At 61.7% G+C, this 20,156-nt stretch carries 20 protein-coding genes and 1 pseudogene; 14 read left to right on the top strand and 7 right to left on the bottom strand.

Going from position 1 to position 20,156, the window contains the following annotated elements; translation table 11 throughout:
- The first annotated feature begins 492 nt into the window (after positions 1-492).
- The 7 genes from A7A77_RS14465 to A7A77_RS14435 all read left to right on the top strand — a co-directional run bounded on the left by A7A77_RS14465 (position 493) and on the right by A7A77_RS14435 (position 6,997).
- Positions 493-2,481, top strand: a complete 1,989-nt coding sequence (locus tag A7A77_RS14465; RefSeq protein ID WP_066559875.1) for a ParB/RepB/Spo0J family partition protein — start codon at positions 493-495, stop codon at positions 2,479-2,481.
- Positions 2,482-2,647: 166 nt separating this feature from the next.
- Positions 2,648-3,589: an ArdC family protein gene (locus tag A7A77_RS14460; RefSeq protein WP_066559871.1), complete on the top strand. Its 942-nt coding sequence runs from the start codon at positions 2,648-2,650 to the stop codon at positions 3,587-3,589.
- An 11-nt stretch (positions 3,590-3,600) separates the two neighbouring features.
- Entirely contained in the window at positions 3,601-4,023 is a 423-nt protein-coding gene (locus tag A7A77_RS14455; RefSeq protein ID WP_066559868.1) for a hypothetical protein, read from the top strand.
- 304 nt (positions 4,024-4,327) lie between these two features.
- Complete coding sequence (locus A7A77_RS14450) at positions 4,328-5,281, top strand: DUF2493 domain-containing protein (RefSeq protein ID WP_066559865.1); 954 nt, start codon at positions 4,328-4,330, stop codon at positions 5,279-5,281.
- A 122-nt stretch (positions 5,282-5,403) separates the two neighbouring features.
- A complete protein-coding gene (locus A7A77_RS14445; RefSeq protein ID WP_066559862.1) occupies positions 5,404-5,865 on the top strand; it encodes a DUF6878 family protein in 462 nt (153 codons plus the stop codon).
- A 10-nt stretch (positions 5,866-5,875) separates the two neighbouring features.
- Positions 5,876-6,304, top strand: coding sequence for a DUF6915 family protein (locus A7A77_RS14440; protein WP_066559859.1), 429 nt, complete (start codon positions 5,876-5,878; stop codon positions 6,302-6,304).
- Between the two features lie 303 nt (positions 6,305-6,607).
- On the top strand, positions 6,608-6,997 hold the full coding sequence (locus A7A77_RS14435) for a single-stranded DNA-binding protein (protein WP_006966186.1): 390 nt from the start codon (positions 6,608-6,610) through the stop codon (positions 6,995-6,997).
- Positions 6,998-7,112: 115 nt separating this feature from the next.
- Here the strand turns inward: A7A77_RS14435 and A7A77_RS14430 are convergent, their stop codons facing one another.
- Positions 7,113-7,340, bottom strand: coding sequence for a DUF6437 family protein (locus A7A77_RS14430; protein WP_066559857.1), 228 nt, complete (start codon positions 7,338-7,340; stop codon positions 7,113-7,115).
- A gap of 348 nt (positions 7,341-7,688) precedes the next feature.
- Between A7A77_RS14430 and A7A77_RS14425 the strand changes: the two genes are divergently transcribed.
- The 3 genes from A7A77_RS14425 (at position 7,689) to A7A77_RS14415 (ending at position 10,568) form a co-directional block, all read left to right on the top strand.
- Positions 7,689-7,910, top strand: coding sequence for a hypothetical protein (locus A7A77_RS14425; RefSeq protein ID WP_066559855.1), 222 nt, complete (start codon positions 7,689-7,691; stop codon positions 7,908-7,910).
- Positions 7,911-8,397: 487 nt separating this feature from the next.
- The gene (locus A7A77_RS14420) at positions 8,398-9,390 is read left to right on the top strand and encodes a tyrosine-type recombinase/integrase (protein ID WP_066559850.1); all 993 of its coding nucleotides are present in this window, start codon (positions 8,398-8,400) and stop codon (positions 9,388-9,390) included.
- The gene (locus A7A77_RS14415; RefSeq protein WP_066559847.1) at positions 9,387-10,568 is read left to right on the top strand and encodes a site-specific integrase; all 1,182 of its coding nucleotides are present in this window, start codon (positions 9,387-9,389) and stop codon (positions 10,566-10,568) included. The genes A7A77_RS14420 and A7A77_RS14415 overlap by 4 nt, the downstream gene beginning before the upstream one ends.
- Positions 10,569-10,841: 273 nt before the next feature.
- On the opposite strand, the gene A7A77_RS14410 is transcribed toward A7A77_RS14415, so the two are convergent.
- Both A7A77_RS14410 and A7A77_RS14405 read right to left on the bottom strand, forming a co-directional pair.
- A complete protein-coding gene (locus tag A7A77_RS14410) occupies positions 10,842-12,428 on the bottom strand; it encodes an ABC1 kinase family protein (protein WP_008603999.1) in 1,587 nt (528 codons plus the stop codon).
- Between the two features lie 4 nt (positions 12,429-12,432).
- Positions 12,433-12,924, bottom strand: a complete 492-nt coding sequence (locus tag A7A77_RS14405) for a MarR family winged helix-turn-helix transcriptional regulator (protein ID WP_057883280.1) — start codon at positions 12,922-12,924, stop codon at positions 12,433-12,435.
- 125 nt (positions 12,925-13,049) lie between these two features.
- Here A7A77_RS14405 and A7A77_RS14400 point away from each other — a divergent pair, with 125 nt between their 5' ends.
- The 3 genes from A7A77_RS14400 to A7A77_RS14390 are packed head-to-tail and all read left to right on the top strand — an operon-like array spanning position 13,050 to position 17,216.
- Positions 13,050-14,177, top strand: a complete 1,128-nt coding sequence (locus A7A77_RS14400) for an HlyD family secretion protein (RefSeq protein ID WP_066559838.1) — start codon at positions 13,050-13,052, stop codon at positions 14,175-14,177.
- A gap of 8 nt (positions 14,178-14,185) precedes the next feature.
- Positions 14,186-15,745 (top strand): MDR family MFS transporter, encoded by a 1,560-nt coding sequence (locus A7A77_RS14395; protein WP_066559903.1) that lies wholly within the window; start codon positions 14,186-14,188, stop codon positions 15,743-15,745.
- 10 nt (positions 15,746-15,755) lie between these two features.
- The gene (locus A7A77_RS14390) at positions 15,756-17,216 is read left to right on the top strand and encodes an efflux transporter outer membrane subunit (RefSeq protein WP_156500587.1); all 1,461 of its coding nucleotides are present in this window, start codon (positions 15,756-15,758) and stop codon (positions 17,214-17,216) included.
- Here the strand turns inward: A7A77_RS14390 and A7A77_RS18355 are convergent.
- The 4 genes and pseudogenes from A7A77_RS18355 to A7A77_RS17540 all read right to left on the bottom strand — a co-directional run.
- A complete protein-coding gene (locus tag A7A77_RS18355; protein ID WP_281180035.1) occupies positions 17,146-17,466 on the bottom strand; it encodes a hotdog fold thioesterase in 321 nt (106 codons plus the stop codon). The two genes, A7A77_RS14390 and A7A77_RS18355, sit on opposite strands and share 71 nt — an antisense overlap.
- Positions 17,467-17,636: 170 nt before the next feature.
- Positions 17,637-18,542: an alpha/beta fold hydrolase gene (locus tag A7A77_RS14380; protein ID WP_066559834.1), complete on the bottom strand. Its 906-nt coding sequence runs from the start codon at positions 18,540-18,542 to the stop codon at positions 17,637-17,639.
- A 311-nt stretch (positions 18,543-18,853) separates the two neighbouring features.
- Complete coding sequence (locus A7A77_RS14375; RefSeq protein ID WP_054522874.1) at positions 18,854-19,084, bottom strand: hypothetical protein; 231 nt, start codon at positions 19,082-19,084, stop codon at positions 18,854-18,856.
- Between the two features lie 135 nt (positions 19,085-19,219).
- A pseudogene (locus A7A77_RS17540) lies at positions 19,220-19,414 on the bottom strand (integrase core domain-containing protein); the annotation flags it as partial.
- A 236-nt stretch (positions 19,415-19,650) separates the two neighbouring features.
- On the opposite strand from A7A77_RS17540, the gene A7A77_RS14370 reads away from it, so the two are divergent.
- Positions 19,651-20,049: a single-stranded DNA-binding protein gene (locus A7A77_RS14370; protein WP_066559831.1), complete on the top strand. Its 399-nt coding sequence runs from the start codon at positions 19,651-19,653 to the stop codon at positions 20,047-20,049.
- Positions 20,050-20,156: the final 107 nt, after the last annotated feature.

Below are 20,156 nucleotides of genomic sequence, written 5' to 3'. Positions count from 1 at the left end.
TGGTCTAATTTTGCACCGCCGTTCTCAGGCGGCTAATGCCGCACTCTCCAAGGAAGATACACAGTAAATAAGCGGCTGCCGCGCTCGGCTTCTCGTTGGTGATACGCTGCTCGATGACCATCTGTTGCGTATCCATCAGGCGTTCTCGGTTTGGTTCAGCCGGCCGGATCTCGCTCGGCACATCGATGACTTCATTTATAAACGCCCCCGATTGGTACCTTCCTTACGCCGTGAGAGTGGCACTCTTTTCCGATGCTCCAACCGGATTCCAGTCGAGCAGCTTCCGCCATTACCTTTAACGAAAGGCGACTTGGGACTTCGCGAAATTGATGGCGGTCTTTCCGGATCATTCAACACCATGGTCGTTCTCTATTGCCTGTTGCGACTGGCAAGTCTGCTGCGAATGCTCCAGAGGGGAGTGGGCTTTGCCCTGATTGAGCTATTCGGGCGTCGATGGTCGATGCAGCCGGCTCACAATCAGGAGTGTGTCCCATGATCAAGTCGATCTCGCTGAACAAACTCGTTCAGTCTCCACGCAATGTCCGCCGTCACAGCGATCCGGCAGCTGATGCCGAGCTCAAAGCCAGCATCGCTGCGCATGGACTGCTGCAGAACCTCATCGTCCGCCCTGGTTCGAGGGGCAAGTTCGAGGTCGAAGCCGGCGAGCGCCGCCGCAGGGCGATGCTCGCGCTGGTGGACGAAAAGAACCTCGTCCGCGATCACGAAGTCACATGCTTGGTCCTCGAAGATAGCGCCGAAGCCGCCGTCGAGACCAGCCTCGCCGAGAATTTCCACCGCCTCGCTATGAACCCAGCCGATGAAGCCCAGGCTTTTGCCGCGCTTGTCGCAGGCGGTGCGACTGTCGAAGATGTTGCCCGCCGTTTCGGCCTGACGGTCCGCTTCGTCGAGGGGCGTCTGCGCCTCGCTACGCTTGCGCCGGTCGTGTTCGAGGCACTAGCATCCGGGGAAATCACTCTCGACCTTGCCAAGGCCTTTGGCGCGACTTCCGACCAGGAAATCCAGGCCCGCGTTTTCGAGCAGGTCTCCTCGGCCTACTACGCGCCCAATCCGGACAGCATTCGGCGCATGGTCCTGTCCGGCACGGTCCGGGGCAGCGATCCGCGCGCCCGGCTCGTGGGCCGCGACGCCTATTTTGCAGCCGGCGGCCGAATCGAGCGCGAACTGTTCGACGACGACGACAGCGAATCTTGGGTGGATGTCGCCTTGCTCGAGAGCCTCGCCGCGGCGAAGATGGAAGAGCAAGCCCAGATCCTGGCGGCCGAACAAGGGCTCGCCTGGGTCAGGCCCACGCTCGATCCCTACGCAAGCCATGATCTGGTCGAGGGGCTGGTCCGTCTCCCCGCCGAAGCCGCCCCGCTCACCGAAGCGGATCTGGCAAGGCTCGACGAGCTCGATGCCTCCTATGACGAGCATGCGGCGATTCTCGAAGACGAGGATAGCGCCGAGGAGGCTGCGGCAGCGGCCGAAGCGGCCATTGAAGCTATCGAACGCGAATGCCAGGAAATCCGCGCGCGACCACCTGTCCTCGCGCCGGACCTCAAGGCCGAAGCGGGCATGATCCTGGTCCTTTCGCGCGACGGAACGCCGGTGCTGCAGCCGGTGTTCTACGGTGAGCGCCAAGCGGATCCAGCCGATAGCGACGAGTCCATCGAAGTGGTTCCCACGGACGGAAGTTCGACCACACGCCGGACGGCGTTGTCGAAGCGCCTGGTCGACGAACTGGCCATGCAACGTCGCGACGTTCTGGCGCTGCACATCGCTTCCGACCCCGGACTTGCGCTCGACCTCATGGTCTTCACGCTCGCCGATGCCGATACCCACGACTGGCGAGCGCGCGCGGCGACGACGCTGCGTGGGCCTGCTCCATCGGGGCCGATCATCGGATTTGAAGCCAAGGATGCTCCGGCGAGTAGCGCACTCGCCGAACTCAGATCCGGCCTTGATGAGAGCTGGCGCGCTGGCGACAACACGGCTGCTCGTTTCGACCTGTTCCGCGCGCTGTCCGATGACAACCGGGCCGCGTGGCTCGGCTTTGTCGTGGCCCGCTCGCTCGAAGCAAGCCTCAACATGGCCGGCGAACGTCAGGTGGCTTTTCAGGATCACCTCGGCAGCCTGGTGGGAATCGACATGGCGCAGTGGTGGCGGCCGACTGCTGCCAACTACTTCGACCGGGTTTCGAAGCAGGTGATCCTCGACGCACTGACCGACGTTGGCGGCCTCGAGCTCTCCTCGCGCTTTGCTTCGGTCAAGAAGGGCGATCTCGCGATGAGCGCGGAGCGCGTCTTTGCCGGCACGTACATCACCGAGGTCGAGGTGCGCGAAAAGGCGCTGGCCTGGGTGCCCGAGGTCATGCGCTTCGCCGCAGCCGCTCAGGAGCCGACAGCCGCCGAGCTGGACGGCGCCGATATCGACAGTGGTGAAGACGACCAAGACCAGTCCCCCCGCGAGCTGGCCGCCTGACCTCCTCCTGACAGGCAAGGCCACTCGTCCCTCGAGAAGCGGTCCTTCGGCTTATGCCGGAGGGCCGCTTCCTTTTTGGGAAGAGAGCAGAGGGTGCTCGAGGACCTGCGGCACTGATCGGCGAGCCTGTCGCCGGTGGATCAGATGCCAAATCAGGAGACCCATCATGACCTATCGCAAGGGACAAAATGGCGGCATTTCGCCCGCCACCCGTATCACCCAGGAAATCATCGCCCGTCTCGAAGCCGGAACGAAACCGTGGATCAAGCCTTGGCGCGGCGTTCCACAATCGCGGCCTCTGCGGGCCTGCGGGATTCCCTACCGCGGCATGAACGTGTTCTGGCTCTGGATGGTCGCCGACATGTGCGGCTACGCCTCTCCCTTCTGGATGACCTACAACCAGGCCAAATCGCTCGGCGCCCAGGTCCGCAAGGGTGAGAAGTCGACCATCGCGATCTTCTACAAGAGCTACACCAAGGAGGTCGAGGCCCCCGATACCGGCGAAAAGACCGACGAATCACGCCGGGTGCTGAAGTCCTATCCGGTCTTCAACGCGGATCAGGTCGAGGGGCTGCCCGAAAGGTTTTACCCAGCCGCGACGCTCGAGCTGGTCGAGCCTGAAGGACGTGAGCTGTCGCTCGACGCCTTTTTCGCCGCGATCCCCGTCAACCTGCGTCATCAGGGCAATGAGGCCTATTACGAGCCGACCGCTGATCGCGTGACAATGCCGCCGGCGAGCCTGTTCAGCGGCTTCGACCACTATTACGCCACGCTCGCGCACGAGCTGTCGCACTGGACGGGTCATGCCAACCGTCTGGGGCGCGATCTGAAGAACCGCTTCGGCACGGCGGCCTATGCCGCCGAGGAACTGGTCGCCGAACTCTCGAGCGCCATGCTGGGTGCTGAACTGGGCTTGCCGGTCACGCATCTCGACAGCCACGCAAGCTATATCGAGCATTGGCTCAAGCTCCTGAAGGACGATGACCGTGCCATCCTCACTGCTGCCGCCAAGGCCGAGGAGGCATCGACCCTGCTGCTGAGGCTCGGTGGAAGGATCTCGTCCGATCATCTTGACGAAGCGCCGGACGACGCTGCGCTCGCGGCCTGAAGGAGGACGCCATGGGCCGATCGGTCAGTTATCCCAGCGGCGCTATCGTCGCCTTCACGGTGCTCGACGTCGAAAGCGACGACGACTGGGAATTCGAGTACGAATGGCTTGGCGAGGATCTGCGCGAGCGGGCCGCTAAAGCCTTCCCGTCGCTGATTTCGCACGACGGCTGGCGCGGTCGGGAAGACCGGATCCTCAGGCGCAATGCCTATGCGGATTTCGGCCTATCGGTCTACGGCGGGCTGGTGGCCGTCTGGATCGTTGAACGCGATGACGGCGCCTATTGGGACGCCGATTGGCGCATGGCCCGGTCGCCGCGGGCACGGCGCTGGCTGTCCCAGATCGCATCCCGTTTCGATGCCATGTTCGGCGACTACGATTGTCTCGGCCACATGTCGAACGGCGAGGGGGTCTACGCCAAACGCGCAGCTTGACCGCCGATAACATGGGTCATGCGTAGCGCTGTGGGTTGCCCTTCTTGGCGGATCTGTGCCGGCCGCTCATGGCCTGTCGCCATGCGAGAGAGGCCCTGGGCCAGCCGCCAGTCCTGCGCAACCCGGCTTGGGCGGGCCCGTGTTGGCCTTGGCCCTTCGGGCTCAAGACCTGCCCGCGCCAGCCCGCCAAGCCGGGTTTCCCCTGACGGGTGCGCAATCCTGCCTGAATGCTGGCCCTGACGGGCTCTCGCTGGCGCAGCCATGAACGGGTGCGTCGGCCTCACGCCAGTCAGGAGGACATCCCATGCACACGTCATTCGCCGATCAACTCGCCGGGCTCGATCTTGCCGGTTTCTCGATTGGACCCGCTCCCGTGTCGACAAGCGATTTCCCGGTCCGGGACGCCGTCGTCCAGACTCTTGAGGCGGTCTGGTCCGATCTTTTCGCCATGGTGTCCGGGACCGCTCTTGAAACCGATGCCGAGGATCTCGGCTGGGCCTTCGTCAATATCTTCCACCGCTCCGCTGAGCGCAAATCAACAGCTCTCGACCGGGCGACCGACGAAGTCCGTGCGCTCATCGCCACGGCTGACGGTTCCGAGGTTCACACCCATGAACTCGAAACCCAGGTCGAGCGTGCGCAATGCGCCGAAACCGCCATGCTGGCGCTCGAAGAGATGCGCGAAGTCGCAGCTGCTCTGTACCTCAACGAGTTCGGTTCCTCCTGGAAGCCGGTCTCCAGTTCGCGCTTCAATCACGGCGCAATGCTGACCTCGGCGCTCGTCGAAGGGCGCGATTTCCTGCGCGCCCGTGCCGAGGCCAAACGCCGTGCTGCCGTGCCTGAAGGAACCCCGGTCGTCTTCGCTGGCGGCCGCACGCGTCATGCTACCGAAGACGATGCACTGACCTTCGGCAACAACGTCTGGGCCACCCTCGACAAGGTCCGCGACCGCGTGCCGGACATGGTGCTCATCCACGGCGGCGACACCAAGGGCGTCGACCGCCTGGCATCGAGCTGGGCCGAACGACGGGGCATTCCGCAAGTGACGTTCTCGCTCGATATGCGGCTTGGCGCCCGTGCAGGCTTCAAGCGCAACGAGCGGATGCTCTCGCTCGATCCGCGCTATGTCATCGCCTTTCCGGGCAATGGCGTACTCGAACGTCTCGTCATCGAAGCCAAGGCTCGGCGTATCACCGTTGTCGATCGCCGCGGCCCCCTCGGCACCAATCCGAAGAACACTTCGGCAAGGACTGACTGAGGTCATGCCGGTCCTCGCGCCAGCGCCCGATCGGCGCTGGCGTCATCCATCAGAGGAAAGGCGTGCGCCTGTCGATTGGAGCCAGCGAATGGCCGTTGGCTTCATTCTATAGGAGGCATTCCATGATCGATATCGAGGCCGTGATGGCCGACTTTGCCGTTCGCCAGGCCGAGCGGAAGACCGAAGTGGCCGAAGAGATCCAGCAGCTCAAGGCCGCCATACTTCCGCGCCTGCAGGAAGCCGGCATTGCCCGCGTCGAGATACGCTTCGACGGCTGCGGCGACAGCGGCGCCGTCGAGGAATGTGAGTGTTTGGATGCAGCCGGTGCGGCGATCGCTTGCCCCGACGTTACCATGCCGGAAGGCGAAGCAGACAAGGCGGATGGCGCCGGCTCGAAGGAGCCCCAGACCCTCGGCGAGGCCCTCGAGCAACTGACCTATCTGGCGCTCGAACGCCATCACCCTGGCTGGGAGATCAACGACGGCGCCTGCGGTGAACTCGTGATTGATGTGGCTGAAGCGACCTTCGTGCTCGACTGCAGTTTGCGGTTCACGGCGACCGATGACCACTCGACCGAGCTCTAGGAGACTTGGCATGGCCCATTGCTACTACCACGCCCTCTCGTCGGTCCGGAAATGGGGCGGTACGGTCGACGATTATCTCCTGCTGCACCAGTGGTTCGACCAGTCGAAGGCAATCCTCGCAGACCCACGGCACCGCGCCCTGCGGCACCATGCCGAAGGAATCTTCATGCTGGAAACGATCTTCGGTGAGACCCTCGTCAATGCCGATGGCCGGACGGTTCCGGTGCGTCTGGTCGGCGAACAGCACGTACGCGAAGACTTGGGCTCGATCCCCTCCTTTGCGGACTGGGCGCGCTTGATCACGCCGCAGGCCTGGATGCTTCGAGGCAACCCTCTGGACGGCGCTGAAGGGGTGACGATCGACATGTCTCCCCTTGGCGATCCGGTTGCTTCGAACCCTTCGCCACCTGCTGGGGCAACGGTCCGGACCACGATCTAAGAAAGGGTTCGCCGGTAGAGAGCTCTGGGGGATCGTTCATCCGGCCAAGACCTGAGGGAACGAGACAGGGCAAACCTGCTCAAGACATCCAGCTCCCCCGGCTTCGATACAAACCTGTCCCTGAATCACCCCCCGTCGAGACGCGCAACCCGGACCGGGTCCGACCGTGTTGCCGGGCTATGCCCGGCTGCCCGCACCACCCGAACCAGTTCCGGGTTCCCCTTCGGTGCGCTTCGCCGCGGGGCGCTTCTGCTCGGGTTTGCAGCCGGGATGGACCCGGAATGCTCGATCAGGAGAAAACCCATGACCAATCTCGTTATCCTCGTTGGCCGCATCGCTCGCGACCCCGAAACCCGCACCACCCAAGGCGGCACCAGCATAACCTCGATCTCGGTCGTGACCGACCGTCCCGCCCGCAAGGATGGCAAGACCTACAAGGACGAAAACGGCTACACCGCCAAGGACAGCGAATTCCACCGGATCACCTGCTTCAACGGCCTCGGCCAGAACGTCGCCAAGTACTGCACCAAGGGCCAGCTCGTGACGGTCGAAGGCCGCATCCACTACACCCAGTGGGAAGATCAGAGCGGCGCCAAGCGCTACGGCTGCGAGATCATCGCCGACAAGGTCGACTTCCTCACCAAGGGGCGTTCGGGCAGCAACGAGGGCGCACCGGACATCGACGAGGACTGAACGTCTTTCCCTCACGACAAGGCCCCGGTGGCACACGCCATCGGGGCCTTTTCTTTTGCTCCGGTGCAATGCGGCGGCGCAGGGCATTGAACCCCTTGCCGCCGCTGGTGGTGTGCTACGCAGGGGCGAGGCGTTTCAGGGTTTCCTCGATCCCGAGTGTCATCGCGGCGCGGACAACCTGGCGCAGCTGGGCCGGTTCGATCGTCTCGGCACCGCACTCGATCAGGATTTGGCCCAGGACGAGAGCGGCTTCGTCGCGGAGCTTCGCTTCCCTGGCGGCCAATTCGTCGCGCTGTTCCCTGAGCTTTTTCAAGGCATCGACCGGATTGTTCTTGCGGGGCATGTCAGTCCTTTCCGCCCCCTTGGTTTGTGGTCCCTCGAGGACCCTTCTGCCACCGCGCGCAGGGTGTAGGAAAACAAGAAAAGCGGCGCCCGCCCGCAGGCGTCCCGTACAAACCGTGAGGGTAGAGGGGCTGGCTCACGGAATGCCCAGCATGATGTCCGTCCACATGCCGCCTCAAGGACGACAGGGCCCCACCATTTTGCCGGAGAAGGGATGAATCCCTCCCCCGACAAAATCGTTTCCCCCACCGCCGCTGACGCGGCCGCGCAGGGGCGCGGTCCCTGACCCGTCATGCGCACGAACATCGCACTTCCTCCTGTCGTTCACGACAACCTCAGGAGGATCATCATGGCTTATTTCGCGCCTTGCACCGCTTCATCCCGCAGCTACTTCGAGGCCCTGGAACTCGCCGAGCGCCGGGCGCTTCACAGCTACTTCGATCAGCACATCGTGACAGACGAAGAGCTCGGATATATCGCGCTCGATGAGGGCGACTATTGCGCTCTGCCGGCACACCTGGCGGCGCGTGTCGTCCACACGATCCACGGGTCGATGCTCGATGAGTTCTGACGCCGACAAGGGCGGGAACCGGCAACGGTTCCTGCCCTTTTATTTTGCTCGCAGGCGGATGGTTTATACCACCGGCCAAGGTTGGCGAGCGGAGCGCGGGCATCGGCGCCCGCGCGCGCTTTGGTTCCGCGCTATCGAGACCCTTCATTCCCTCCAATATGATCGGCGACGTGACCGGATCACCCTCTCGCGGCTTGGTAGACTGAGCACACCGTACGCAGCCTAAGCTGCATTTATGGAGCAAAACCTAGTAAAAACAGATAGTTCGAAATTTCTAACCCACCGGCAATCTGTGGGTGGGCAAGGCACAGCCGTCACCCACAAACGCCAATCCAATAAGCTGAAACTGACCGGTCATGTGGCCCGTCGAGCCTCACTTCCGCTCGGGATTACATGGGATAATGAACTGCCTGGCTTCGGACTGCGCAAGCGCAAGTCCGGACACCTTAGCTGGATAGTGAAGTACAGGCCCCGAGGCGTGCAGAGGATGGCGACGCTGGGACGCGCGGGGGTGGCGGCAGGTGCGCTGGGCGCTCCCGCCGCGCGCGCTGCCGCGCGCAGATTGCTCATCAGGGCTACGCTTGCCGACCTGCCGTCTGCGCCCGAGCAGAAAAAGGTCCCGCTCTTTGTCGACTTCGCCGAGGAATTCTGGACCGACTATTCGCCGCACTGGAAGCCGTCGACCAGGACGAGCTCGCGCTCGCGCATCGATCAGCTGCTCATTCCGCATTTCGGCGAACTTCCGGTCGACATGATCGCACGGTCAGACATCAACCGCTGGCGCGACACCATGACAAAGAGGGAAGGGAGCTTCAATCGCACCATCCCGATCATGTCTGTCATGATGCAGTATGCGGAAAAGCTCGGGTATCGCGCCAAATGCTCCAACCCGTGTCGCGGTGTGTCCCGCTTCAAGCGCGAGCTCCCGGAGCGCTACCTTTCCGCCGACGAATACCGCAGGCTCGGGCGCGCGTTGGCCAATCACGAGTTTGCGAACCCGTTCGTGATCCCCGCGCTTCTCTTGCTCGTTTACACGGGTGCACGTGCTTCGGAGATTGCGACCTTGCGCTGGCGCTACGTCCAGATTCCTCGACTTGCCTTGCCCGACAGCAAGACCGGCCCGAAGACCATTTATCTCAATCCGCAAGCGATCGAAGTCCTTAATAACCTCGACCGCCGTGCCGACGACCAGCTTGTCTTTCCGGCGCTGCATCGGGAGGTTCCAATCAATCTTGGCGAGCACTGGATCAGGGTCAGGCGCAAGGCCGCTCTTCCCGATGTTAGGCTTCACGATCTTCGCCACAGCTTTGCCTCGATAGCCATTGCGAAGGGCACTCCTCTAGCGACCATTGGCAGGCTGTTAGGACACGCGCTTCCCGAGACGACCGCGCGCTATGCGCATCTCGCTGACGACATCATCTCGGAGAGCGCCGACCGGATTTGCTCGAGCCTCGCCGGTGCACTTGGTGTAGCGGCATGACGGGATACGATCTCAAGCATATCCTCGCCGAGGAACTCGCGCGCGTTGTTCCGGGAGAGGCTGGGAAGCGCCGGACGAGGTTTGACTATGTGCTTCCGGGCTTTGGCGAGCGCATCCACCGCTCAGGACGCAAGAGCTATGTCCTCCAGCGGACCATCGGTGGCAAGCAGCGGTTGATAACGATCGGCGATGCCGCCATCCTTACCGAGCGCATCGCGAAGGATGTTGCCCGCCGACTGATCCTCCGGATCGAGCTCGGGCAGAACCCGGCAGACAAGAAGAAGCGCGGCCGGAAGACGCCGACCTATGCGGCGTTCCTTCAGTCCTACTGGGATGTGGCGGCACCGACCTGGAAGAAGTCGACGCGCGAGATCCACGACATCTACCGCCGCACCCATCTCGATCATGCGTTCGCGGGCAACTTCATCGACGAGATCGGTCATGCCGATGCGGTGCGCTGGCACGCGGAGGTTACACGCTCGGCAGGGCCGGGTGCAGCAAACCGCGCCATGGAAATTCTGAAAGCCATGTTCGCCAAGGCCGAGGCCTGGGGCTATATTCCTGAGCACTCAAACCCCTTTCGAGGCGTGAAGAAGAACAGGGGGCGCAAGATCGAACGGTTTCTGAGCGACGCCGAAATGGCGCGGCTCGGGAAAGCCCTTGCCGACCGGCGCGCTGACCAGCCCGTCGAAGTGGCGCTAGTCACACTGCTCGCGTTGACAGGATGCCGACGCGGCGAAATCCTCAACCTCACCTGGGGCGAGGTTCAGGGGAGGAAGCTCAAACTGACCGACTCCAAGACCGGCCCGCGTATCGTCTGGCTTGGCGAGGAGGCGAGGGCGGTGCTGGATGGATTGCCGCGCGGGAAGAGGGATGAGCGGGTGTTTCCATTCAAGGGGCAGTCGGTTTCAGCGATTGACTGGTTCTGGCGCAAGCTCCGACGTGATGCCGGTCTGGATGACGTCAGGCTCCACGATCTGAGGCACAACTATGCCAGCCTGGCAGCGCGATCATCCGAGACTTTGCCGATGATTGGAAGCCTCCTTGGCCACAGGCAGGTTTCGACAACAGCTCGGTATGCACACTTGGATGATACCTCCCTCCTTGAGGCTGCGACCGAAATTGGTGATGAAATCGCGTGCAGACTGGCGCTATCCGAAGCCCCCTGGCGTCAGTGAGATTTCGCGCTCCAGAGATTCGAATTCAATGTCGTGGGGTCTAATTCGCTTGGCAGCAATGCGCCCCAATAGCGGCCATAAAGTCAGGCGAGGACACGCTTGAAAGCTGCCGTTCCAAAGTTTCGTCTGATTGAGGAAAATAAGCCTTCAATCGCAATAGGTCGAAAAATTTTCTTCGCGATGCTTCTTGGTCGCTGAAGTGAGGCGCATGAAATCCTCGTTAAGTTCGGCTTTGCCGTATCGTGACCGTGCACGAATTAAGTTGCTCCTTCATTATGACTTTCGGATGAGCACCACCCCAGCAATCACAAGCGCGCCGCCAGCCAGAAGCCAGGATTGATCGACAAGCAACGCGCTAGCTATGATCAATGCGGCAGCTAGAGGGCCTTTCAAGGACTGACGCTCATTGCGAAGTCCAGCGAGCTGCTCGATACTGAGCGGATCGAGCTGAACCGGCACATATCCTGACTTTGCGATCGAGTTCGCAGTGGCAAGTATGTCGGGCAAGGACGCCGACAAACCCAGCAGCTGACCGCGAAGTCTCTTCAAACCCGACCGAGCGCTGCCGAGCGAGAACCGCTCGGCGAGAAGCTCCGTCATGATCGGCCGGGTCTCTTCGGCGATGTTGTAGTCCGGTGCCAGCGATCGGACGAAGCCCTCTGCAGTCAACAAGGTACGCAGAAGAATGGCCAGATCAGGTGGCAGAACCAGTCGATAATCCCGCAACAGGTCGAAAGCGCGGGAAAAAATCTGCGAGAACTCGATGCCAGATAGCACGGTCCCCCTGAACTCTCCGATCAACTGATCCAGATCCACCGCGAGCGCATCGCGATCCACCTTCGGCTCCCCCGCCCATGCGAGCAGGACATTCGCGACATCGCTGGTTTCCTCACCAGCGATCGCAAGGACGAGGCGGACGATCTCGTCGCGCCTGGCCTTGGTGAGCGTCCCGACCGATCCAAAGTCGATGAAGCCGACATCCTGCTCGCCGATCATGAAGACGTTACCGGGATGGGGGTCGCCGTGAAATTCGCCGTTCAGGATGATCATCCGCAGGACAGCGTTGGCATAGCTTTTAGCGAAAGCCGCCACCCGCGGGTCGCCCGATGGGCTGCCCAGCGAAGACGCGGGCCTGCCGTACAGGCGTTCCTGAACGTTCACCCGCAGCCCGGTCAGTTCCCAATGGATGGCCGGGGACCTGACGCCGATGGTATCGAGATATGCGCCGATCCGCTCGCAGGCTCGGGATTCCGCAGCGAGGTCCATCTCCCAGGCAAGATTGCGGCCGAAGGTCCGCAGAAACTCGACTGGCCGGTAACGCGCGATGTCCGGCGACCGTGCTTCCACGATCCCGGCAAGGCGTATAAGGAGGCGCACATCAGCCTCCATCCGAGCGGCAGTGCCTGGCCGCCGAACCTTCACGATGACCTCGCTTCCGTCCCGCAGTCTGGCGGAATAGGTTTGCGCTATGGAGGCAGAGGCCAAAGGCTTTTCGTCGAACTGCGCAAAGTCGCTCCGCCAGTCCTCACCCCAGCTTGAAGCAAGTACGGGCTCGATATCTGCGAAGGGCACTGACGACACCTGATCGTGCAGGGTTGAGAATGCCGTGATCCAGTGTTCGGTAAACAGATCGCTTCGGGTGGCGAGGAGTTGCCCCAGCTTTATGCCGACTGGCCCGATGTCACGGAGGAACGCCACAACTGCAGCCGGACGAAATTCGCGAGGATCGATGACATTGCTCGAAGAGGGAATAAATCCGAGGGCTCCGGCGAGATTCTTCGCGCCGTGCCTCATTAGGATTTGGCCGATCTCCGCGGCGCGAGCGATGCTGCTGATAGGCTTTTCCGGGGGCGATGCCATGATTTTACTCAGCCTCGGCCCGGAGTTGGTCCAGATTTTCCGATACCCTTGCAAGAATCTGCTGCAACGTTTGCTTCTCGTCGGCGGCAATGTCGCGCCAAAGCAGATCATGAAGCCTATCCGCGGAGCCTCTCAGTTCGGGCAGCATATCATCTAGCTGCTCCGTGAGGATGAGCCGCCACGCTCGCCGATCCGTCTCAGCTCGAAGCCTTTTCATCAGCCCGCGTGCGCAAAGACCTGCAACCGCCTGGCCGATGGTCGCCGATTCCAGTTCCAGTTTCTTGGCGATTTCAGCCTGCGTAAGGGCAGGATCGCGAAGAAGTTGTCCGATGATCCTCCACTGTGTCTGATTGAGACCGATCCTGGCGACCCTCGCATCGTACACTCTGCGCGCGCCGCGACTGATCTCGTCCATAAGATAGAGAATGCGGTCATCATCGGTGATGACCTTCTGCCGACGCTGAGACCGTGACATGGTATCTGGTTTTTCATCCATAGCGCTGTGTAGTCGGATAGCCTCGGATGCCCAAATGCAAACTGCTAAATGCCTTTACTTTCTGACTCACGGCTCATAGGGCGCGAGACGCGTTCACCTTTTACTGAGGCTGCCGAAAGAGTCAGATGACCGATAACTCCAACCAACCGGAGCAGGAGGGCACAACCCCAACGAAACCGCAATCGCGGCGTGGCTTGCGCATCGCGCTAATCATCGTTGGTCTTGCCGTGCTGCTTGGCGGGATCTGGTGGTACTACCGGCACGTAACCTACGGACAGTACATGCAGTCGACCGATAACGCCTATGTCGCTGCCGACAGCGTCGTTATCTCTTCCAAGGTAGCGGGATACGTCGAAGAGGTCTTCGTGGGGGAGAACGAGCAGGTTGCTCGCGGCGGAGCCCTCGTACAACTGGATCTGCGGGATTATCAGGCGCAAGCGCAACAGGCGCGCGCACAGATCGCTGCGACCCTGGCCGGTGCCGACACAATCCGTTCTCAGGTAGCCGAACAGGATGCAGCCATTCGCCAGGTGCGGGGCCAACTCGCCGCCGCGCGCGCAGCACTGGACCTCGCGAACGACCAGGTGGCGCGATATCGGCCCCTTGCCGCGACAGGAGCCGAACCGCGGGAAAAGCTAGACCAGTATGAGGCGCAGGCGCGGCAAGCGCGGGCCGAACTCGTCGCCGCGCAGGCGGCGGTGGCTGCCGCGACCGCGCGCCGAGGGACCCTGTTCGAGCAGATCAACCAGACCCAGGCGCAGGCGGACGCTGCTCGCGCTCAGCTGGAAACAGCCGACCTTACGGTTGAATCGACCTTGCTGCGCGCCAGCAAGGCCGGACGCGTCGGCGATCTCTCGGTGAGGGTGGGCCAGTTCGTGCAACCGGGTCAACGTTTGATGACGGTGGTTCCGGTGAGGGCGATCTACGTGACGGCAAACTTCAAGGAAACGCAGGTCGGCCTGATCCGGGCCGGCCAGAGCGTCAGGCTCGAAGTTGACGCCCTACCCGACCTTGAGATCGCGGGACGAGTGGTCAGCATATCGCCGGGAACGGGCGCGGAATTTTCCATCCTCCCCCCCGAAAATGCCACCGGCAACTTTACCAAGATCGTTCAACGGATACCCGTCCGCATCGCTATCGATGCTCCCCCTGAAGTGCGGCGTCTGCTCGTTCCCGGCATGTCGGTAGTGGCTACGGTCGACACCCGGAATGCTGCCGGCGAATTGGAAGAGATCTCGAGTCGGACTCAATGACCGAGATAATGGCAGCGCAGGACACTTCGATCGGGCCGGCCGGGAGCCGAAAGAACGCAGACGTGACTGCCTGGGTCGCTGTGGCCGCGGGCGCGCTTGGCGCCATGCTCGCGACGCTGGACATATCAATCGTCAATTCGGCTCTTCCGGTCATTCAGGGCGAGATCGGGGCCAGCGGGACAGAAGGAACCTGGATCGCAACTTCGTTTCTTGTCGCTGAAATCGTCGTCATTCCGCTGAGCGCCTGGCTGGAACGGCTGTTCGGTCTGCGAACCCTTCTCATTATAGCGGTCAGCGCGTTCACCGCTTTTTCGGTGCTATGCGGGGTTGCCACCGACCTTACTACCATGATCATCGGCCGCACGGGCCAGGGCTTCACGGGCGGTGTCCTCATTCCGACCGCAATGACTATTGTGGCTAAACGATTGCCGCCGCACCAACAGCCAATCGGAATGGCCCTGTTCGGCATGACTGTGGTTCTTGGCCCCGTGATGGGGCCATTGATCGGCGGCTGGCTGACCGAGAACCTGAGCTGGCACTATGCCTTTTTCGTCAATGTGCCAGTCTGCGCAATCCTGCTGCTCCTGCTGTTTATCGGGCTGCCTCACGAGAAGCCCAAGTGGGAATATCTCACGGACGCCGATTGGGCTGGCATTCTCGGGCTGATCCTCGGACTGGGCGGTCTGACTGTTGTACTCGAGGAAGGGCACCATGAGGAATGGTTCGAGTCCTCACTCATTCGCTGGCTAACGGTGGTGACCATTATCGGCTTTGCCTGTTTGATTTACGGACAAGTGAAAGCAAGCAAGCCGGTCTTGAAACTTCGGCTTCTGCTCAATCGACAGTTCGCCAGCGTCGCGATCATGGCGCTCGCCCTGGGCATGGTGATGTATGGTTCGACCTATGTCATTCCGCAGTTTCTGGCGATCATCTCTGACTTTAATGCTTTTCAGACGGGACTGGTCATCTTCTGGATGGGTGTCCCGGCCTTTCTCCTGATGCCGGTTCTGCCCCTGATGATCCGCAAGGTGGACATCCGCATTGCCGTCGGCACCGGAATGCTGCTGATGGCGATCAGCTGCTTTGTCAGCACGAGTCTGACTGCCGAATCCGGCGGCGCTGTCTTCACTGAAAGTCAGCTTATCCGCGGGGCCGGAATGATACTTGCGATGATGTTCCTGAATCAGGCAACGGTTGCGTCGGTGGCCAAGGAAGACGCGGGCGATGCCTCGGGCATTTTCAACGCGGCCCGCAATCTTGGCGGATCATTCGCCCTTTCGGCCCTCGCTTCGTTCCAGGACCAGCGAATTTGGCACCATACGAGGCGCATGGAAGAAACGCTGAATGCGAACAGCGTTTCGCTGCAGACCTATCTCGACGGACTGGCGCGAAGCCTGGGCGATATGGAACGAGCGATGGCGGCACTCGGCGGCACTCTCCAGCGCGAAGCGTTCATCATGACCTACAATGACGTCTTTCTGGTGATGGGACTTCTCACACTCGCGACGGTCCCGCTTGCCCTGTTCCTCAAGCCGCTCCCGAAAAATGTCTCCCTTTCGATGCACTGAGCCCGAGATTATGCGCCACTTGCTACCTCCGCTTGTCACTATCGCCTTGCTAGCTGGATGCACGGCAGGGCCCGATTATGCAGGCCCCCCGGAAGTTGTGTCAGCAGACACGGGCGCTCGCTTTGTGCGCGCTGGCAGCGATGTGAGCGCATCTGATCCGGTTGTCGCTCAATGGTGGCTGCTGCTCGGCGATCCCGAGTTGACGCGGCTGGTGGAGGCTGCGCTGTCCGGCAACCCCTCGCTCGCCGCAGCGCAGGCGCGCATTGCTCAGGCACGGGCATCCATCAGGCAAGACCGTGCGGGTCGAATGCCAACGCTTGGGGCACAGGCCACTACCGTGCAGGGCCGGCTTCCTGGTCTCGACCTTCAAGGCGGGGCGCCCCCCCCGTCAGAGCAAACCAATCCTGACGCAGAAACCGATGACTCGCTCAGCTTTTACAATGTGGGCCTTAACGCCAACTGGGAGCTGGAGTTTGCCGGTGGCTCGCGCAGGCGTATTGAGGCCAGCAATGCCCAAGCTGCTGCAACGGTAGCCAATGCAGAGGACGCAAAGGTCCAGTTGACTGCCCAAGTGGCCAGCACCTACGTCAATTTGCGGGAGGCCCAATTCCGCGCAGAGCAATTTGAGGCGCAGATTTCGTTGCAGGAAGAGATCCTGTCGCTGACATACCAACGCTATCAGCGCGGTGCATTGCCGCTTTTCCCGGTAGGCACCGCGAATGCCGAACTGGAGATGCTCAAGTCACAACTTGCCGAAGCTGAAGCGGATATCGCAGTCCTGTGTGATGCACTCGCTATACTGACCGGACAAGTGCCGGGATCAGTTGATGCAGCGCTCACGACTGCGCATTCCATTCCCATGCCGCCAGAGCAGGTCGCGATCGGCGATCCGGCAAGCCTGGTGGCGCGTCGGCCTGACATAAGGGCGGCCGAACGGTCTCTTGCCGCGTCGACGGCGCGGATCGGGGTGGCCGAGGCGGCGCGGTTCCCGAAACTGTCCTTCACAGGGATCCTGGGCCTCGGCGGATCCTCGTTGGACGACGTTGTCGATGTCGGCGAATTCTCGGCACTTGCGATCCCGCGCCTCCAGTGGAATTTTCTGGATTTCGGCAGGGTAGACGCTGCGATCGACCAAGCCGGGGCGGCGCGCAACGAAGCAGTCGCCAATTACCAGCAGACGGTGCTTCTGGCACTGCAAGACGCCGAACGTGCCTTGGCTCGCTTCGGCCAGCAGCGTGTTGCGCTCGCTGCCAGTATGCAAATCAAGAAGCAGGCTGACGACGCGGCGGACCTGAACCGCCAACGTTTTGCCGCAGGAGCGATCTCGAAGGCTGACCTCAACCGGGCCCTGCGAGAACAGCAGCAGGCCTCAGGAGACCTCGTCCGGGCAAGAGGCGCCCTTACGCTGTCGTGGATTGCGCTGCAGAAGTCGCTGGGCCTTGGGTGGCAAGAGCCTGTTCGAGATCAATAGTCCCGCCGCGCTGATCAATTGATCCGGTTGACGAGAAGTAGGCACCCCTGCCGCTGGCGACCAACTTGCCGTCGGGCTCGAGAACCCGGGTTTCCGCCACCGAAATCTGTCGCCCGATCTTCACGATCTGTCCGTGAGCACTGAGAGGTCCTGAGGTTGCAGGACGGTGGTAATCGACATGCAGATCGGCCGTCGCTCTCGCCGCGACGCCCCCGGCAAGCAGAGTATAAAGCCCGGTGAGGTCGACCAGTCACGCCAGGACCCCTCCATGCGCCGACCCAATCATAGGGTTCGACACGATCTCTTCGCGCCATGGCATGGTGATCGCGATTCCCTGGTCGGAGCATGTCGCAATCTCCAGCCCAAGCCATCGATGAAACGGCGCGATATTCAGCATTTCCTGCAAGCGCTCTCGATCGATCATAGCTCCCTCGTCCTCTGTGGCTGAGCCGCATCGGATGAGTGATGGCGCCTCAGGAAATTGACGATAGCGGCGGAAAAGGCATCGTTCGCATCGCCCACGACCATGTGCGTGGCATCGGCAATATCGGTGTATTCTGCATGGGGGGCGAGTTGTCGCAGATGCAAAACGGCCTCTTCGGAAACAAGATCGCTAGAGCCGCCTCGGATGAGGTGAAGCGGAAGCGTGAGATTCGCCGCAGCTTGGCTGAGCATTGCCGATTGACGTTCTTGGCTGTCTGGGTCGCTTCGTCTGGCCGCCATTATATTACGGATAAACACCGGGTCCCAGTGCCAATAGAAGCGCCCATCCGGCTTCTGCCGCAGATAGTTTTTCAGACCATCGCTCGCGCCCCGCCTGGGACGATGCGGCATGTAGCGAGCGATCACGTCGGCCGCCTCCTCTGGTGAGGCGAAGCCGCTATCGACATGCTCTTCCATGAAACCAACCACGCGCATCACACCGCTGGGCTCCATGCGCGGGGCAATGTCGACCAATGTGAGTGAAGCAAAGCTACCTGGAGCAAGCTCCCCTGCGGCAATCAGTCCAGCGAGCCCGCCCAGTGAAGCGCCGACCAGCGCTGGCTTCTGGTCCAGGCGCGACGCTGCAGCGACCAGATCCGCCGCGAAGTCGCGCATTTCGTAAGCTCCGCATGGCGACCAATCGCTGTCTCCGTGACCGCGCATATCGAAGGCGATTGCGCGAAAGCCTGCTTGAGCCAGCTCGCTGACCACCCTTCTCCACGCGCGCCGTGTCTGCCCGCCGCCGTGCGCAAGAAGGACGGGTCTAGCGTAGGCATCCCCCTCAGCCTCGGCTGTAAGAGAAATTGCGCCTGCGCCCTGAATCGTGAAGGTTTCTCTCGCCATCACTGGATGGTAGGAAAGGCGCGCTAAATAGTAAACCGATTTAGTTTGTGGCTCTCGGCTCCGTGTTGGCTGTCCTGCAGGGGCGTCTCAACGACGGCAAAAGTCTATGCCAAGAGGGGTTTCTCCAGACCATTCTCTAATGCACCGGCTTGCGATTCGGTCAGCAGTCGCTGTCCGCTTAATCCGCTCAAAGATATAAAAGCTGCCTTTCCGCTTCCGGCCCACAGTCAGCCAATGGAGTTCAGTTGCGGAAAGGTCAGGAAGTGCGCCGGTTGCGGACTGTAGCAGTGACAGCAAAAACCTAGAGTAGTTCAGTCACCAGTGTCATCGCTTAGATCTAACCCGGGTGGAGGGGCCAGCGGCATGCGGGGCGGGGCCGTGCGCCACATGAGAGCAACTTCCTCGTCGGTCAGGCCATAGGCGCGCTCGACCATGGCAGCGAGGCTGCGCTCATGGGCCAGCAATTCGATCCGTGCCTGCCGGGCAGGCTCGGCGGTCTCGGCAAACGCTTCGCGCAGCCGACGGAGTTGGGTCGGGGTCAAGCCTTCACGTTTGGGCAGGGCGGCGCGGACCGCTGAGACAAAGCCGTCGCTGTCGAGCTTGCTGGCCTCGGAAAGGGCGGTGCTAGTAACTCTTGGGAACTCGTGACGTGACCCCCAGCTTTCCTCCAGCTGGGATTAGAGCCGGACCGCGTTGTTGCGCATGAGCGCGGTTGAAGCAATGGGCTGCGTAGCGGAGCCCGCAGGGCGTAGCGAAGCAGGCCATTGCTTATCCAGTTCTGCGGCGAACGCCGCCGGTGTTGCGTAGCCAAGGGATGAGTGCGGTCGGTCCCGATTGTAGTCATCCACCCAGGCGGCGATCTCGACACGGGCACCCGATACCCATCCGGCTTTAGTCGCGAACAGTCCTGAACCAGGTCAGCTGAGGACGGCAACCCGTTCCTTTCCGGCCGTGTTGGCAGCTGCGCTGCCTGCCCGCACCACCCGTCATGAACAGGTTTCCCTTCGGCCCTTCAGGCCTTCGGTGCAGTCCTCCCATGCCCTGCTTCTTCTGGATGTTCGCAAGCCGGAGATGGTCTCCGGTTTGAGGAACTGAAGGAACCTATTTCATGACCAATATCGCCATCCTCACCGGCCGCCTCGCCCGCGATCCGGAAGCCCGTACGACCCAGAGCGCCACCAACGTCACCGGGATCACCGTCGTCACCGATCGCCCCGCACGCGACAAGGATGGCAATACCTACAAGGACGAGAACGGCTACACCGCCAAGGAAAGCGAGTTCCACCGCGTGACCTGCTTCAACGGCCTCGCCAAGACCGTCGGCCAGTACTGCTCGAAGGGCCAGCTGGTATCGGTCCAGGGCCGGATCCACTACACCCAGTGGGAGGACAAGGACGGGGTCACGCGCTACGGCACCGAGATCCTCGCCGACAAGGTCGACTTCCTCTCCCGCGGCAACGGCTCCGGCGAGAACGCCGACAACAAGGATGCTCCCGGGATCGACTGACCTCTCCCGTAGATCTCTCTCCCGAAGGGGTCCTGTCCATGTGGGACAGGGCCCCTTTGTGGTGTATGAAAACCCAGAGATTTTTCAGTAATCGTTTGCAAAAGCGG

The organism is Croceicoccus bisphenolivorans (genome assembly GCF_001634625.1).
Taxonomy (GTDB): domain Bacteria; phylum Pseudomonadota; class Alphaproteobacteria; order Sphingomonadales; family Sphingomonadaceae; genus Croceicoccus; species Croceicoccus bisphenolivorans.
This window is presented reverse-complemented; position numbering and strand designations above follow the sequence as displayed.